12 protein-coding genes are annotated in these 15,842 nt (G+C 59.0%); 8 read left to right on the forward strand and 4 right to left on the reverse strand.

The window, feature by feature from the left end:
- Positions 1-28: 28 nt before the first annotated feature.
- Complete coding sequence (locus tag ABIC09_RS31630; protein ID WP_354111716.1) at positions 29-1,804, forward strand: phosphoenolpyruvate hydrolase family protein; 1,776 nt, start codon at positions 29-31, stop codon at positions 1,802-1,804.
- A 9-nt stretch (positions 1,805-1,813) separates the two neighbouring features.
- Here ABIC09_RS31630 and ABIC09_RS31635 read toward each other — a convergent pair whose 3' ends face one another.
- On the reverse strand, positions 1,814-2,422 hold the full coding sequence (locus ABIC09_RS31635) for a hypothetical protein (protein ID WP_354111717.1): 609 nt from the start codon (positions 2,420-2,422) through the stop codon (positions 1,814-1,816).
- Between the two features lie 1,168 nt (positions 2,423-3,590).
- Here ABIC09_RS31635 and ABIC09_RS31640 point away from each other — a divergent pair.
- From ABIC09_RS31640 to ABIC09_RS31650, 3 genes are all read left to right on the forward strand, one after another.
- Complete coding sequence (locus tag ABIC09_RS31640) at positions 3,591-4,742, forward strand: glycoside hydrolase family protein (protein WP_354111718.1); 1,152 nt, start codon at positions 3,591-3,593, stop codon at positions 4,740-4,742.
- 11 nt (positions 4,743-4,753) lie between these two features.
- The gene (araD1, locus tag ABIC09_RS31645) at positions 4,754-5,746 is read left to right on the forward strand and encodes an AraD1 family protein (protein ID WP_354111719.1); all 993 of its coding nucleotides are present in this window, start codon (positions 4,754-4,756) and stop codon (positions 5,744-5,746) included.
- A gap of 162 nt (positions 5,747-5,908) precedes the next feature.
- Complete coding sequence (locus ABIC09_RS31650; protein ID WP_354111720.1) at positions 5,909-7,261, forward strand: aminotransferase-like domain-containing protein; 1,353 nt, start codon at positions 5,909-5,911, stop codon at positions 7,259-7,261.
- Positions 7,262-7,318: 57 nt separating this feature from the next.
- Here the strand turns inward: ABIC09_RS31650 and ABIC09_RS31655 are convergent, their stop codons facing one another.
- Entirely contained in the window at positions 7,319-8,764 is a 1,446-nt protein-coding gene (locus tag ABIC09_RS31655; protein WP_354111721.1) for an aldehyde dehydrogenase family protein, read from the reverse strand.
- A gap of 202 nt (positions 8,765-8,966) precedes the next feature.
- On the opposite strand from ABIC09_RS31655, the gene ABIC09_RS31660 reads away from it, so the two are divergent.
- The 4 genes from ABIC09_RS31660 to ABIC09_RS31675 all read left to right on the forward strand — a co-directional run bounded on the left by ABIC09_RS31660 (position 8,967) and on the right by ABIC09_RS31675 (position 14,281).
- Positions 8,967-10,178: a CaiB/BaiF CoA transferase family protein gene (locus tag ABIC09_RS31660; RefSeq protein ID WP_354111722.1), complete on the forward strand. Its 1,212-nt coding sequence runs from the start codon at positions 8,967-8,969 to the stop codon at positions 10,176-10,178.
- Between the two features lie 62 nt (positions 10,179-10,240).
- Positions 10,241-11,020: an enoyl-CoA hydratase-related protein gene (locus tag ABIC09_RS31665; RefSeq protein ID WP_354111723.1), complete on the forward strand. Its 780-nt coding sequence runs from the start codon at positions 10,241-10,243 to the stop codon at positions 11,018-11,020.
- A gap of 1,034 nt (positions 11,021-12,054) precedes the next feature.
- Entirely contained in the window at positions 12,055-13,383 is a 1,329-nt protein-coding gene (locus ABIC09_RS31670; protein WP_354111724.1) for an MFS transporter, read from the forward strand.
- 625 nt (positions 13,384-14,008) lie between these two features.
- Positions 14,009-14,281, forward strand: a complete 273-nt coding sequence (locus ABIC09_RS31675) for a hypothetical protein (protein WP_354111779.1) — start codon at positions 14,009-14,011, stop codon at positions 14,279-14,281.
- On the opposite strand, the gene tnpB is transcribed toward ABIC09_RS31675, so the two are convergent.
- Positions 14,278-14,418 (reverse strand): IS66 family insertion sequence element accessory protein TnpB, encoded by a 141-nt coding sequence (gene tnpB, locus ABIC09_RS31680; RefSeq protein WP_502917717.1) that lies wholly within the window; start codon positions 14,416-14,418, stop codon positions 14,278-14,280. The genes ABIC09_RS31675 and tnpB overlap by 4 nt on opposite strands.
- 267 nt (positions 14,419-14,685) lie before the next feature.
- Complete coding sequence (locus ABIC09_RS31685; protein WP_354111725.1) at positions 14,686-15,384, reverse strand: hypothetical protein; 699 nt, start codon at positions 15,382-15,384, stop codon at positions 14,686-14,688.
- Positions 15,385-15,842: the final 458 nt, after the last annotated feature.

Here is a 15,842-nt window from a genome sequence, read left to right on the forward strand (position 1 = left end):
GACCTGCCGTGCAGGAGGCAGGGCCGGTATGCACACGCGGGCGGACCAGGTAAAGGGCGGCGGGATCAGGCAGTTCTTCCGGAACTCGCGCTCGTTTGTGCTTGGCGCGGGAATTGGATCGGGCATGACAGCGCGAGCCGCCGAACGCGCTGGGGCAGATTTCGTGCTTGCGCTTAACGCCGGCCGTTTTCGCGCGATGGGAGGCTCTTCGCCGGCTTCAATTCTTCCAGTCCGCAACAGCAACGATTTCGTGGCCAGTTTCGGCCGGACCGAGATCCTGCCCAGCACGAAATTGCCGGTTTTTTTTGGAGCCTGTATCTTCGATCCACAGCTCGATATCGACCGCTTTCTGGAACGCATCATCAGGTGGGGCTTTTCAGGTGTGACAAATTTCCCTTCGGTCATCCACATCGACAGCTATAGGAGGTCGCTTCTTGAAAAGTGCGGGCTCGGCTATGAGCGGGAAATCGAACTCCTGGTGAAGGCGGCAAGACGTGGCCTGATGACGATCGGCTATACCCGCACCCAGTCCGAAGCAAGACGCATGGTTGAAGCTGGAGTTGAGGCCATCTGCATCAACTTCAATCTCAACCGGGGGGTCGAAAGCGGGTCCGACCCATCGATCAGCCTATCAGAGCTGGCTGCTCGCACGAGCGCGGTTGCACGCGCGGCTCAATCCATCGACAAGAGCGTGATCTGCCTGCTTGGCGGCGGACCTATGACGAAGCCGGACGAATTGCTGGATATCTGCCGCGAAACAGGTATCCAGGGATTCATCGGCGGCTCCTCGCTCGACCGCGTCCCACTGGAAATGTCGGTCCTTGAAGTCACCTCGGGCTTCAAGACCATTCACTTGCTTCGAGAGAGGGTCGATCTCCTCGAGCGCCAGCTCCAGTTGAGCGGGTTCAGGCACGGCATCATTGCGCAGTCCTCCATCATGCAGCGCGTGCTCGAGACCGCAAGGCGCTTGGCAGGCAATCCCAATCCGGTGCTGGTGTGGGGCGAGGCGGGATCAGGGAAGCGACGAATAGCGAGTCTCATTCATGCCTTCAGCGACCGGAAAAACACAAAGGCGGCGCTGTTTTATTGCCGGCCGGGTCAGCCAATCAATACGGTCGGTGCGCTGTTCGGCATGGAGGGAGATGAGGACAGAAGACGCCAACTGTCGCTCCTGGAAGCCGCGAGCGATTCTACGCTCTTGCTGATGCATGTCGATCAGCTGTCGCGGGATGGGCAAGAGCGCCTTGCCGACTATCTCGAGACGGGTAGCTTCACGGCGCTGAACGGCGTATCCGTTGTAAGCTCGAACGCCCGGATCGTCGCAACTGCAACAGTAGCTCGCGGAGCAGGCTTGGAAAGTGTTCTATGTCCTCGCCTTGTTGCCTTCTTTGTTGGGCTCGACATAGAAGTACCCGCTTTGCCAAACCGGCTAGAGGACCTTCCGCAGCTCATTCAGCATTTTACAGTTGAGGCCAAGGGGGATTCGAACGCGCAAACGCTCGCGATAGAAAAGTCTGCTTTCTTGGCGCTAGCGGGCCATCATTGGCCCGCAAATTTGAGGGAGTTGCGCCAGATCGTCAGTCAACTTGTAGCGCTGAAGGATACCCATATCGTCGCCGAGGTCCTCAAGCCGTTGTTGAATGCGGCGTTACCCGCCAAGCCCGCATCGGCATTCTCCGAGCGCGAATGGATCATCGAAGGGTTGAAACGAAACAGGCTGCACCGCGGGAGGACGGCTCGTTCTCTGGGGCTTTCAAGAAAAACGCTCTACAACAAGATCAAGAAGCTGAGGATCTTGGAGTAGCAGTCGCCGTCAATTTTGGGGCACCGGCCGCTTTGAAGCCGTCTCGTCCAAGAGCGCGAACTTCGGCATCGACGACCCCTGCTGGCCAAGGCTGACGAGCTCCATCTCGTCGCAAATCCTCAGCTCAAGAGCCTTTTCCGGCAAATAGACAACACCGTGGAGATCCGAACCAAGTCGCCTCTCTGCCGATATGATTTCAGAATCCTCGGCAGCGGCGAACAACGTCTTGAATCCCAGACTCGTAAACCATTCCATACGCCGGAGTTCTAGCTCCTGGCCGGTATCGACCGGCTCGCCAGCCATGGACCGCTCAATCATGGAGGCAGGGGGGAAGTTTATTACTCCGAGGATTCCAGCATTCTTCAACGCCTCGGCAAAGTCCTCCCAGCACGCGAACGGATCGATCATCATGATCGCCGCGTAAATATCGGTATGCCTTCCCTTGGGAACGGTTTGCAAGTCTCGCAGGAGACAGTCGTTCCAGTCGATAATAGGCAAGGTGGTCATGACGAGCATGGAGCCTTTCGGAAGGCTGCGCAAAGATGGTGCGTAGATTTCCAAGGACGCGCCTTTACGGGCGACCGGCAGAAGAGTGGCAAGTTTGCCGACAGCTGCCACGTTCACGGCATTCTACCCAATTTTGCTCATCTGTATCCTTTATCGATCTTATACGTGTTTTCAGCCCGGTCTAGATGTGAGCGCACGCTGAACTTTGCTGGCTGGCGCATATTCCGACGAGATCTGAACGCGAGAAGTCAATCAGCCCAAAGTCCATTGCCGATTTCTCTGGATCAGGTCGGCTCCGCTGGCAGACCGGCCTCGTCTGCTTCCTCCCTCGACTCAAGCCGCTGTTGGAGAACTCCAGCAGCGGCCTCTTTTTTAGCTTCCGGCCAATGTCATGGCGTGCGACGCCACCCATTGCGTCATCGTCTGGCGGCTTTTGAATCACCAGCCGTCATTTCCGGTCTCGACGATGTCGCAGTGATGGGTCAACCGATCGAGCAGCCACACCGGGCCATTCGCGGAAGACGAGGTCACCGCTGACATCTACGCCTTCCTCACTACGGAGCCCCAATGCTGTGGTAGGCGCGTTCATCCGAAGGCCATGCCTGTAATCCGCGAGAGGACAGAGGAATACGACGTCTGGATGCGCGCTCCCTCGGACGAGGTGAAGGGCTGGCAGTGCACCCGTCCGGATGATGGCCAAGGATCGTAGCAAGTGGTGAGAAAGTAGATCCGGCGCCGCGCAGTTCCACAAGGGGCAGCGGATCACATGGACAAGCGTTGGACGTGTCAGTTTGAAACCCCCTGCTGCGTGTTAATCGGCAGGAACGCACGCGAGGCCGAAAGAATTCGTCGGCAAAAACCAGCTCGATGCTGATGACGAAGGAAGCCGCAGGATGCGCAGTTGCGGCCGCGACTCGCGAGCGAGGAGCGCGGAACTTGGCTGATGGACATGCCCTTGCGCGGGCCCTCAATGTAGCGCGCTGGCACCACCTATTGGATCTCTGCCGCGATGCCCAAACGGCTGCCATGGAGGTGCTTTGAGGCATGGCAATGCCTGAACGGGGTGTCCACCGGGCCGAGCCTTCAACCGCCGAGACGGGTTCCCCACCTTGTGTCCCCACCAGTGGGGTAGCCAATTTAACTCTTGTATTTCAGCTTAAGTCCCGCCAGATGGACTATCTCAAATTACAATTGAACTATCTCAAAATCCATGCAAGCTTAGGATTGCCATGCGCCGCTCCAGTGGGAACAGCGCCAATGCGATCTATGAGGACGAGAAATGGTTAGAAGCTGGGATGAGGCGATCAACCTCGTCAAAGAGCGCATCGATGGGACGGCCCGACAGGTAGGCGAGGGATTTCCTCATTGGGCCGATCCGAATACCGGCATATGGCGGACGACCGCAAATGGGGATTGGACGGGTGGTTACTGGCTCGGAATGCTGTGGCTGATTTCCCGAGATGGTGGCGGTGAGCCCTATCGTCGCCTGGCCGAGACCGTTTGTGCGCGCCTCGCTCCACGGGTGACCGCCGACACGGCCTTCAAAGCCGCTACCTTCTACTATGGCGCCGGACTGGGTTCGCTGCTTGCGGGGAGCGAGTCCGCTCGCGCGATGGGTCTCGCTGCGGCGAACGACCTCAAGCAACGTTTCGATCCTTCGCTCGGTCTGGTTCCGTTGGGAGCCAGGGCAGAAGAGGGCGCGCACGTCGGCGCGACGGCGAGCAGCATCGACAGCCTGGTGGTTTCCCTGTTGCTTTTCTGGGCGGCGCGGGAATCCGGTGACGAGGAGATGAAGGGCATCGCTACGCGTCACACATCCAGGGTGCTCGCGCTTCATCAACGCGAGGATGGCGCCTTCATCCAATCCTCGAAACTAGACCCGAAGACGGGAGAGCTTCTGGAGCGCTACACCCACAAGGGTTACGGCGCAAACAGCGTTTGGGCGAGGGCACAGGCATGGGGCGTGTTGGGCGCGACGATCAGTTGCCTTTCGGGCGGCATTGACGAGCGCTTGCTTGCCGCCGCAACGAAGGGGGCGGATTGGTGGATAGACCACGTGCCCGCCGACGGCGTTTCGTACTGGGATTTCGATGATCCGGCGGCTCCGAACACAGAACGGGACACCGCGGCTACCGCCTTCATGGCGTCGACTTTATTGAAGTTGAGCTCGATCGCGCCGTCCGAGAGCCTGCGTCGGAAATATCGCGCCGCCGCGGAGAAGGCCGCGACTGCGCTAGTGGGAAGCTATCTCACGCCGGTACGGTCCGACGACCGAAGGCCCGTCGGCATGTTGGTCGAGGGGTGCTTCAACAAGAGAGAAGATTCCCGACCCGAGGATTTTATCAACAACGCCGAATTGATCTTCGGCAGCTACTACCTATTCGAAGCGCTGCACATCCTCAGCGGTCGCCTGCGACCGTCCGACGTTTAGGGAGCCCGGTCATGCGATTGATCCAATTCAATACTGCGGAGGGACGTCGGCAGGTGGGCGCCATCCTAAAGAATGGCGCCCAGCCGGTCGTAGTCAGGAATGCGGCGGGCGTCCGGGACCTCGCACTCGAAGCCGCGCGTAGGGGTGCGTCTTTGGAACAACTTGTTTCGGAACGCGGATTTGACGGAGAAGTCGACTACGATAAGCTCATCGCCGAGAAGAGACTGCTCCCGCCGCTTGATCATGTGGAGCCTTCCCGCTGCATCATTTCGGTGACGGGTCTGACCCATCTCGGAAGCGCCGAGTCGCGCGACGCCATGCATGCGAAGTTGGCCGCTGCCGATCTCTCCGACACGATGCGGATGTTCAAACTTGGCCTCGACGGCGGCAAGCCGAGCCCTGGCACCATCGGAGCGCAGCCCGAGTGGGCATACAAGGGAGACGGTTCATGGGCAGTGCCTCCTGAACATGCGTTGGGGTTGCCGTCATGGGCTGAAGATGGCGGAGACGAAGCGGAGGTCGTGGGCCTCTACGTGGTCGGCGATCGGGGAGAAGTGTTGCGCGTGGGCTTCAGTCTTGGCAACGAGTATTCCGATCACGTGATGGAGCAGCGCAACTACCTTTATCTCGCCCATTCGAAGTTGCGGCAGTGCTCCTACGGCCCAGAGGTCCTTCTCGGTCCACTGCCGAATGACGTTAACGGCAGCGTCCGCGTGACGCGGTCGGGCTCGACGGTCTGGTCCGGCAAGTTCATCTCGGGCGAGGACAACATGTCCCACGCGATAGGCAACCTCGAGCACCATCATTTCAAGTATCGTCATTTCCGTCGGCCCGGCGATGTGCACGTGCACTTCTTCGGTGCGAGCGTCTTGAGCTTCGCTTCAGGAGTGATGCCGCAGAGCGGCGACGTCTTCGAGGTGGAAGCCGAGGCCTTCGGTCGGCCGCTGCGTAATCCGATGATGGCCGACGAAAAGACGGAGCTCATTTCTGTTAAGGCCTTGTAGTGGTGTACGTGGGGCGTTCGCGACGCCGGCCGGCCACTTCACTTCGGGATGGCTAGGCCGGACGGGCCTCTCAAATCTGTTGAAAATCAGCAACTTCTCGCCCAAATTCGCGATCGCGAGCTGGGCTTCGGAAGTCGAGGTCCTGTAAGATAAGTGACTACTATGCAAAAATGGTACCCCGAAATACAACCCGGCAACGCTCCCGCCTTTCTCCGTTTGCTTGAGGCGATCGAGAAGGACATTTCATCAGGGACGCTTGCGAGCGGGACGAAGCTTCCGACGCAACGCCACTTGGCCGAGCGTGTTGGTCTCAGCGTCGGTACCGTGATCAAGGCCTACGCGGAGGGGCAGCGCAGGAGCTTGCTCGTCGGTCACGTGGGTCGAGGGACTTTTGTCGCAGAACAACGACAGCAGTCTCAGGCGCGCGGGCGGGTCGTCGACCTCAGCCTGAACATACCGGGTCCTTCCATCTTGCCGAAGGTCCTTGCCGAGAGCACCTGGACCTTTCCCAGCGACATCTCAAATTACGTCGGCTACCTTTCGCAATCGGGCGTACTCGAGCACCGCAATCAATTTGTCAGGTTGTTGCGCGAGACCGGCTTCGACACATCACCCGACAATCTTGTCATCACCAACGGCGCGCTGCACGGTATCTCTCAGACCCTGAGCGCGATTTGCCAGCCCGGAGACAAGGTATTCGTCGAGGCGACCACCTATCACGGCATGAAATCCTACGCTCATTTCGCCAGGCTCGATTTGGTCGGGCTTGCTATGGACGAGGAAGGCCTCGTTCCGGACGCGTTCGAGAAGGCGGCGGCCTCCGGCGTCGCGCGCGTGCTGTTCACGATGCCGACCGTGCAGAGTTCGACCGCCGCGATCATGGGTGCGGCGCGTCGGCAGGAAATCGTTCGGATCGCGCGCAAGCACGACATCCTGATCATCGAAGACGATGCCTATGGCTTCCTTGACGTGGCCAGCGTTCCGTTGGCATCCCTGGCGCCGGAGCGGACGTTCTACGTCAACACCCTCTCTAAATGCCTGGCGCCCGGCCTCAGGCTGGGCATGCTGGTGGTGCCGGAGCAATACATTCCCCGCATTCATCAGGCTATGCGGGCAACTTGTTGGATGGCTTCCCCGATCTCATCCATGATCGCTTCTGAGTGGATCGAAAACGGCACGGCTGCGAGGGTTCGCCAGTCTCTGATCCAAGAGGCGAAAAATCGAGTTAAGCTCGCTTCGCAGATTCTGCGCCCATACGTCCGGGCAGGTCATCCGACAAGCTTTCACGTCTGGCTCGATCTTCCGAGCGAATCCGTCGAACAGGTTGCCGCACGGGCGCTGCAGCGCGGCGTGATCACCACGCCCACGTCCGCTCTGCTTGTTGATCCGACGCTGATCTCCGGCTTGCGGATTTCGATCGGCGTTCCCGAGCGGCTCGAAGACCTCGAATGGGCCCTGCGGCAGTTGGCCGGTGCGCTTGAGATCGGCCACGCAGCGGACATGTCCATCATCTGAGACCGGAATGCGGCGGGCGCATTCCGGTCCGATTTCCCATGTCGGCGTCGCAACGCTTCAGACGGTCCCGTCGAAGGAATAGGACGTCTTCACCGTCGTGTAGAACTCGGCAGCGTAGCGGCCCTGCTCGCGCGGTCCATAGGACGAACCCTTTCTACCGCCGAACGGTACGTGATAGTCAACGCCCGCCGTCGGCAGGTTCACCATGATCATCCCGGCCTGAGCGTTGCGCTTGAAGTGGCTCGCGTATTTCAAGCTCGTCGTACAGATGCCGGAAGACAGCCCGAACGGTGTATCGTTCGCAATTTCGAGAGCTTCTTCGTAGGTTCTAGCGCGGATCACCGTCGCCACCGGCCCGAAGATCTCCTCGCGAGCGACGCGCATTCCGTTGTCAACGTCCGTGAAGAGCGCGGGAGACAAGTAGAAGCCGGGCGCATCCCGTTTCAACAGCTCGCCTCCGGTGACGAGCCTGGCGCCTTCATCCTGGCCGAGGCGGATGTAGCGTAGATCTTGGTCGAGCTGGCGTTGATCGACGACCGGACCGATATGAGTCCCGGTCTTACATGCATCGTCCACGACGAGGGATATCATGCGTTTCGTCATCGCAGCAACAAAAGCGTCGTGGATGCCATCCGTTACGATCAGGCGAGACGAGGCGGTGCAACGCTGACCGGTCGAGAAAAAGGAGCTGTTCACCGCCCATTCAACGGCAACGTCGATATCAGCGTCGTTCAGTACGACCATGGGATTCTTACCGCCCATCTCGAGTTGAACTGTTTTCATTGGGTCGGAGGCCATGCAGGCTCGGGCGACGTGTTTTCCCGTCGAGACCGAACCCGTAAACGAGATGGCCGCGATCTTGGGACTCTTCAGCATGGCTTCGCCTATGATCGAGCCGCGCCCCATCACGAGGTTGAACACTCCCGACGGGATCCCCGAGCGGGCGATGATCTCGGCTAATTTGTGCGCCGATCCCGGCACCAATTCCGCCGGCTTGAATACGATCGTGTTTCCGTAGGCCAGTGCTGGAGCGATTTTCCAGGCGGGGATTGCGATCGGGAAATTCCAGGGCGTGATAAGCCCGATGACGCCCAACGGCTCTCGCGTGATTTCGACGTCCACGCCCGCACGAACCGACGGCACTTTCTCACCCGTGAGGCGCAGACATTCACCGGCAAAGAACTGGAATATCTGTCCGGCGCGCGTGACCTCGCCTATCCCTTCCGGGAGTGTCTTGCCTTCCTCGCGGGAGAGCAGACGCCCGAGTTCCTCCTTGCGAGAGAGGAGCTCGGTCGCGATCGCATTCAGGCAGTCGTGCCTGGTCTGGATGGTCGAGCGTGACCAACTCCGGAACGCATCGGATGCTGCGTCGATGGCTCGCTCGACGTCGATGGACGACGCAAGCGCATAGTCCCCGAGAATGTCGTTCGTGTTCGAAGGGTTCACGTTCGGAGCAGCATCTGCTGCGGCGGTCCATTCTCCGGCGATGTAATTCAACGTCATCTCGTGTCGATCCATGTGGGAGGGGCGCCCTGCGGGGACGAGCAACGGGCAAAAACCAATCCCGCAGCAATTCTGTTTTCACAGAAATTGAGATATATCAATCTATAATTGGGCTGTAGTATTAATTGACCACCCGGGAGATGTGCAGTAGCGTCCGGATGTCGGCTCGGTCGGCCAAGAACCCGTTCTAGGAGGATGCCCAGTGAACGCTCAACCCAACGGCAAATCGCTCACCGCTAAGGCTGGTGCCCTGAATGGCATCGTCGTGCTGGAAGTGGGGATGGTGATGCAGGTTCCGCTGGCCTGCCAAGTTCTGGGCGACCTCGGGGCGGACGTCATCAAGGTGGAGCGGCCGCAAGGCGACATCACCCGCGGTCTCGACTTCGAAGCCACGCGCCTGGGCGGTATGAGTTCTTACTACGCGGCAATGGGGCGCAATAAGCGGTTGCTGTCGCTAGATCTCAAAAACCCGGTGGCGAAGGAGATTCTGCTTCAGTTGGTCGACAAGGCCGATGTCCTCATGCACAACTTCCGGCCGGGCGTCATGGAACGACTAGGCCTCGGTTACGCCGAACTGAGCGCCCGCAATCCGCGACTGGTCTACGCCGCGGGCTTCGGCTTCGGCGAGAGCGGGCCTCTGGCTGATAGACCAGGCCAGGATATGTTGGCTCAGGCGTTCAGCGGAATGGCCCGCGGTGGGCTGGAAGGCAACGAGCCGCCTCACCTGACCAATTCGCCCATCGTCGATTACGGCGCGGCGATGTCTCTTGTGCAAGGGGTTCTCGCCGCTCTCATCGAGCGGCAGACTTCGGGCCGCGGCCAGATCGTCTCGACGTGCCTGTACGACGTAGCGCTCGCGATGCAGCTTTGCGAGGTCGCGAGTGAGAGCATCTACGGCACGAAGACCAATTGGATCAAGCAATCGATCTTCTTCAAGACGTCGGACGGTTGGGTTTCCGTGGTCATGTTGTTTCGGGACAACCCGCTGGGCCTCATGTGCAAGGCGCTGGAACTGCCGGACATCAGCACGCGACCGGAGCTTTCGTCTCTGAGTGGGCAGGTTGAGCACCTTTCCGTCGTCAAGGCACACTGTGAAAAGACGATTGCGGCGCTAACGACGGAAAAAGTGGTGCGAAAGCTGTCCGAAGTCGATCTGCTCTGCATGCCAGTCAATGAAATTGCCGATGCCGTCGCTCAGGAGCAGACTGCACACAACGGCATTATGTGGGACGTGGAAGTGCCGGGCCGCGGGACCGTGCCTCTCGTCGGCCTTCCAGTGCGTCTGTCGCGAACTCCGCCCGGGGTGCGCATTCATCCGGCGGCAATCGGCGCCGCCACCGACGAAGTTCTGTCCTCGTTCGGATTCAGTGTCGAGGCCATCGCCGAGGCGCGCGGCAAGAAAGCTTTCGGTTGATCTGCGCGGTCCTTTCACAGGACCGGACTGAATGAAAATCAAATTCGACCCGAGTACGCCAAATGACTACGTCGGACCTCGTCATCGCGACAACGCCGTCTCCGCATGTTCGACTGTTGAATATGAACCGACACGCGAAGCGCAACGCACTGAGCAACGAGCTCATCGCGGCGATCGCTGGCGCTTGCCGAGCTGCCGTTGCCGACAGGGATATCCGTTGCATCGTACTTACGGGCGGTGACGCATTCTTCTGCGCGGGCGCAGACATCAAGGAGATGCAGCAGCGTGGATTCGAAGCCATCAACAATCCGGACAGGCGGAACGATTGGCGGGACATCACCAACTGCGTGAAGCCGATCGTCGCGGCGGTCGAAGGCATCTGTTTCGGAGGTGGGAACGAACTCGCCATGCTCGCTGACGTCGTCGTGGCGGGCGAGAGCGCTCAGTTCGGCCAACCGGAAATCAACATCGGCGTCATTCCGGGCGATGGGGGTACGCAGCGCCTGACGCGCGTGGCGGGAAAATCTTTGGCGATGTTGATGGTCCTGACCGGCCAGCCTATCTCCGCCCGGACCGCGCTGCAGGCTGGACTCGTTGCGGACATTGTCCCGACCGGGACGGCGACGGCGAGGGCCCTCGAGATCGCCAGCATCATCGCGCAGAAGCCGCCACGTTCGGTCGAGCTCGCGAAATCGGCGGTGCTCGCTGCCTACCAGACGCCTCTTGACGCCGGCGTGGAGTTCGAGCGCCAAGCGATCCGGGTCGCCTTCACGACCGCCGACCAGCAGGAAGGGATGGATGCGTTCTTCGAGAAGCGGTCCCCGGACTATCGGGGACGCTAAGCGCTCCAAACCGAACGCTCTGGCTCCGAGACGCAGGGCGCCCGCTCTATCCCGTGAAACCAGCGACCATTGTCATTCGGGCACCAGATATCGCGCACCATTGTGATGCGTACCTCCGCCGCGCAGTTTGATTTCTCGTTGATCGCTTTCGTGAACGTGTAGGTCGCGGCGACGGTTCGCCGAGATGATTTGGATGAGAGTCCACCGCGATGTCGGTGAACGCGATCACATCGTCCTCTCCGATCGTCTTCTGGATGGAGACGGATTTTCCGATCAGCTCTCCAGCAAAGGTCTGTCTTTCATGGCGTCTCGTTTTTCGAGATCAGAATCTCTCACGTTGCGCGACACGGCGCGATCGGCGCCGTGAGGTCCCCGCTCGCGCCTTGAGCGAGTAAATTCTCCGGATGAGGCGAACGAAAACATTTATCACCCCTAAAGCGGTGGACAAATTGAGACATATCAATCTACAGGTGGCACAGATTTCGTGACCAATTTATCGTAGTTGAATCAATGTACTAACCCGACATTGTATAATTTAGTTGGACCGATCGGAGCAATACGTAAAATTGGAATGTACCAATATAGCATTGTAACGCTTCAATGTTGACATTGGGCTATATGCATGGTGTGCTCTTGGGAACGATAGGCTTGGGCAACAGATCGCCCTGCCTTCGCGGGACCGCGAGAGCGACCTTCGTTTCCGCTTTCCCTACCGCGGACTTGCAGCACACCGCAGCAATGTGCCGCCAACAAAAAAGATCATGACGACGCGCAAAGCGCGTGAGCAGAAGGAGAGGAACAATGACTTCGGGCGAAGGTCTGCACGCGCCTACTTTTTACCAAGTTCGGAACAATCGCCTCGACGGCGCTCGTCGTGCAAATTTCAAAACGATTTGCCAACAGCGGCGGGATCAGGCGCGAATGCGCTCCCGGCCTATCGACGCGAACGTCGCCGACGTTCGATGACCGCTCAGTCCGCATCCGGCTCTTCGATGAGCCTCATCAATTCATTCTGACAATCGGAAGCAGCATCGATGCAAGCCTCTGTACAAACATTCGACGACAACACCATTGAACTGGAAAAGCCCGTTGCGACAAGGTCGATGACGCTTGGCCTCGGCGGCGGCGTCGCTCTCGAGTTCTATGACTGGCAACTCTATGGTTTCATGGCGGCATTTCTGTCGCCACACTTCTTTCCGGCTACCGATCCGGTCGTATCTCTGCTCGCCGGGCTCGCAGTTTTCGGAGCCGGCTTTGCCGCTCGTCCTATCGGTGCGGCGATTCTCGGCCCGGTCGCGGATCGCATCAGCCATAAGACCGTGATGATGGTTGCGGTGTCGGCGATGGCCCTTTCCTCGCTGGTGATCGCACTACTGCCGGGCTACAAGGACCTCGGCATCGCCGCCACGATCATACTCGTCACTCTCCGTTTGGTCCAAGGCTTGGCCGTCGGCGCCGAAGCAGGTGTCGCGAATGCGATCGCGATCGAATTGGCTCCGCCCGGACAGGAGGGGCGCTACCTCGGCCTGATCAACGGCACCTTCATCATGGTGGGCTCGATCGGAGCCAGCCTGGTCGCCTTCCTCGTCAGCGCCGCCGTTAGCCCGGAAGTTATGAAAGATTGGGCTTGGCGAATTCCTTTCGGCGTCGGTGGCGTTCTAGGTCTGCTGATCATCTATCTTCGTCAAATCCTTCCGGAAACCTTGATTGCCCGCGCCATGCATCATGCAGACGAGGATACGCGTATCCAAGATACGACCGGAGGAGTTTGGAAGGCACTCTGGAAGGCGCGGCTGTCGCTGCTCGCGGCCATTCTGGTGGTCGGCAGCGTGCAGCTCGCGAACTACACCTACAATTTCGGCCTGCCCAATATTGCTAACGGCGTGTTCAAGGAGAACAGCACCTACGTGTACGGCATCGTGACGCTTATGGGCGCCATTTGGATGGTGTTCTCGCCAGCGATCGGCGCGTTCGCGGATAAGATCCGGCCTTCGCGCGCATTTATCATGATGCGGTTGCTGCTCATTCCCGCGTTCTTCTTGCCGCTATTGTATTCTGAGAAGAATATTGTGGTCTATTCCGTTATCATGTTGGTGGGCGGCACACTGGTCGGCTGCAACATGGCGCTGTACAATTTCATTGCCACGACCTTGATGCCGAGAAACGTTCGGACAACCGGCGTTGCGCTGGGTTACGCCGTCGGAGCGACGATATTCGGCGGTACAACGCCATTTCTGCTGCTGTGGCTTCAGCGCTCGAAGCTCTCTTGGATGTTTCCGGTCTACGGCACGGCCATCGCACTGCTCAGCATCGCGGTGTATGTGATGGCTAAGAAGCGGGGCGGCGTCTACGTCGGAGACTAGGCGTTTGGACATGTGCGAGCGCGTCGCATCATCGCGGCGCGCTCGGCCTGCCGCCTTCGGCCGATCGGCGCCAAATTGCGCACATTCGTCTACGATATCACATCGTCAATTGCGAACGGGACCAACGTGCTGTGAGTTCCTCAGCGAACGAAGCGCAGCGGGTGCCGTCAGCCATGCCTGCTGTGGCGTGAGTTGCTTGAGGATGCTGACGTCGTGCGCCAATGACCAAGGCGGAATCATTTGGAACCATGACGATTGGAAGCAAGACGTCGCCCAATATCTGAAACCGCTTGATGACGTTGCAATGGGCTAAGTCGAAGTCGAAACGTCCGCAATGCGGGCGGAAAGACGTCGGCAGTGTCAATGGCGATCACGGTCGGGATTCTGTTCTATCCTTCGGTTCCGCTGGCAGGCCGGCTCGTCTGCTTTCTCCCAAGACTCATGCCGCTGTTGGAGAAGTCCGGCAGCGGCGTTTTTTGGGAGGCTGCCGGCTGCCTCATTCATTGATGCGCACCCACGAAGGGTGCCACCGTCGGTCGTCAACTTGCCCCGACAAAGTGCTGCCGATCACCCCAGCGCATTCGCTTGCACGCGGGCCTCAAGGGCTTACCGAGCAACGTACGCGATGGCGGCATTCACCCGACCAGCTCAGCGCACAGGAAATCGCCAGCGTATTGAACATTCCCGTGAATACGTTCAGATCAGGCAAGGGCGCCTTTTGATCGATCGTCACTCTTCCAACGCGCACCTGTTCTCCAATACGTCGCGCGTGATTGAGGCTGTTCAAAAACTACGCAATCATGAGCTCGATCACCTCGATCTCAGAATCATTGAGCACTCGCGAGGAGGGGCATTCGCATGGATAGTCGAGCAGCATCGCGAGCTGCGTCGCACTTAGATGCACCACCGTCGCGGATCGCCGGCCAGGTGAAACGCCCCTGGTGCAACGTCCATCACCAGCACGATGCCGCTGCCGTCCCACTCCAGGAGCTTCACTCTGTCCACGCGTTTGCTGCGGAACACGAAGACGTCCACGGGTTCGCACGCAGCGCTCGCTCACCAGGGCCGACAGCGTGTGGACCGATACAGGGCCATTAAATCGACGCCGGTCCGGTCTCGCGCTCCGAGAGTATATTGGAACAAGCAAGGTCGATCTTGAGGCCGCCCTTGGCCGAGGTATTCGCTGGGACTTCACAACCGAGCACGCACTCGATGCAATACAATGACCGACACGTCGACTGATGGACGCCCAAAGCTGCCTCCCAAAAACGCCTGATGCTTCCGCTGATTAGCGTCGACGACCTAGTACTTCTCAAATCCAACCATTTTCATGCGCCAGCGATCCACGCCGCCCTTGTCGTCGCGGTGAATAAACATTTTTCGGATCGAGGTCTCAAGGTTTCTGCGCTCGGTTCCAAGCAGGAACGGAATGTCCAGTCGACGCGTTTGCGCGAACTTCTCAACCACCGCCTCAGTTGGATTGCAGGGCGGTAGTCTTGCGGCAATCCCGTGCGTGGCATGCAGATCCTCGATAAAGTAAAAACCTCCAGGCTCGACGATGGGAAAGAGCTTTGCTAGAGCAAGCTGCTGGTGGTAAGCGGCGTGCGAAGCGTCATCGATGATGATCCTTACGGGCGGGAGTGAGCTCGCAAGGCGTTCCAGGGCTCGCGCATCGCCCATATCAACACGTTCGAAACGGAACCGGTCCGTCTTAAAGGCACTGAAATCGGAGATGTCGCAGCCGACGACATCCGCTTTGGGAAAGAACTCCAGCCACATCCTAATAGATGGAGTGTCATAGACCTTGCGAGTCAGCAGTGCATCGGGATCGAGAGAGCCGTGCCCGTGCTGCAGCCCAATCTCGATCATCGTGAAAGCTTCGTGGCGGAATTCCTCGAAGAGAAAAGAGTAGAAGCTGGTATAGCCATGGGCGTCGCCAACCTCATCACCCTTGTCGGTTCCGAGGGTATTGGCCCGCTTCGTCAAATTCGGGACGCTCATTCCAAGATCACCTATTCTTAAAGACGCCGGCACACACGGTGGACGGCTTTTCAAGTTGCGTGCCAAACGGCAAATACTGATTTCTCTTCCGTATTCCTATTTAGCGCCTGTCGCCAGTTCGACAGAATGTCACGATTTCGACGGTCGGCGTCACAGACGTTCCATCTCACTACGTTTCTTAGAGCATACCATTTGACGACGGCGGAACGGCAACGAGCCACCTTGATCACGTGCCTCTGGTCAGGACGACGATCGAACGAAAATCTCTGCATCACCGAAAAATGTGCAGGCCGATGGAGGCTCGCGGACCCAGCTCCTGTTCCGCACCGACGATCGCACTCGCTTCCTTCGCGGTCAGAGATGAGATGGTCGGGGTCGGCTTCAATGCGCCTGTCCAGTCGCATCCCAGTCAGAAATTGAAGATGGCGGCGCGCGTCCAAGACCCGCTTGCCATCTGG

Source organism: Bradyrhizobium sp. S3.12.5 (assembly GCF_040548225.1).
Classification (GTDB): Bacteria; Pseudomonadota; Alphaproteobacteria; order Rhizobiales; family Xanthobacteraceae; genus Bradyrhizobium; species Bradyrhizobium cytisi.

Excerpts from the sequence above, each read along its gene's own strand:
- ABIC09_RS31630 (WP_354111716.1), top strand. The coding sequence starts at position 29 with ATGCACACGCGGGCGGACCAGGTAAAGGGCGGCGGGATCAGGCAGTTC.
- ABIC09_RS31640 (WP_354111718.1), top strand. The coding sequence starts at position 3,591 with ATGGTTAGAAGCTGGGATGAGGCGATCAACCTCGTCAAAGAGCGCATC.
- araD1 (WP_354111719.1), top strand. The coding sequence starts at position 4,754 with ATGCGATTGATCCAATTCAATACTGCGGAGGGACGTCGGCAGGTGGGC.
- ABIC09_RS31650 (WP_354111720.1), top strand. The coding sequence starts at position 5,909 with ATGCAAAAATGGTACCCCGAAATACAACCCGGCAACGCTCCCGCCTTT.
- ABIC09_RS31655 (WP_354111721.1), bottom strand. The coding sequence starts at position 8,764 with ATGACGTTGAATTACATCGCCGGAGAATGGACCGCCGCAGCAGATGCT.
- ABIC09_RS31665 (WP_354111723.1), top strand. The coding sequence starts at position 10,241 with ATGACTACGTCGGACCTCGTCATCGCGACAACGCCGTCTCCGCATGTT.
- ABIC09_RS31670 (WP_354111724.1), top strand. The coding sequence starts at position 12,055 with ATGCAAGCCTCTGTACAAACATTCGACGACAACACCATTGAACTGGAA.
- ABIC09_RS31675 (WP_354111779.1), top strand. The coding sequence starts at position 14,009 with ATGGCGGCATTCACCCGACCAGCTCAGCGCACAGGAAATCGCCAGCGT.
- ABIC09_RS31685 (WP_354111725.1), bottom strand. The coding sequence starts at position 15,384 with ATGAGCGTCCCGAATTTGACGAAGCGGGCCAATACCCTCGGAACCGAC.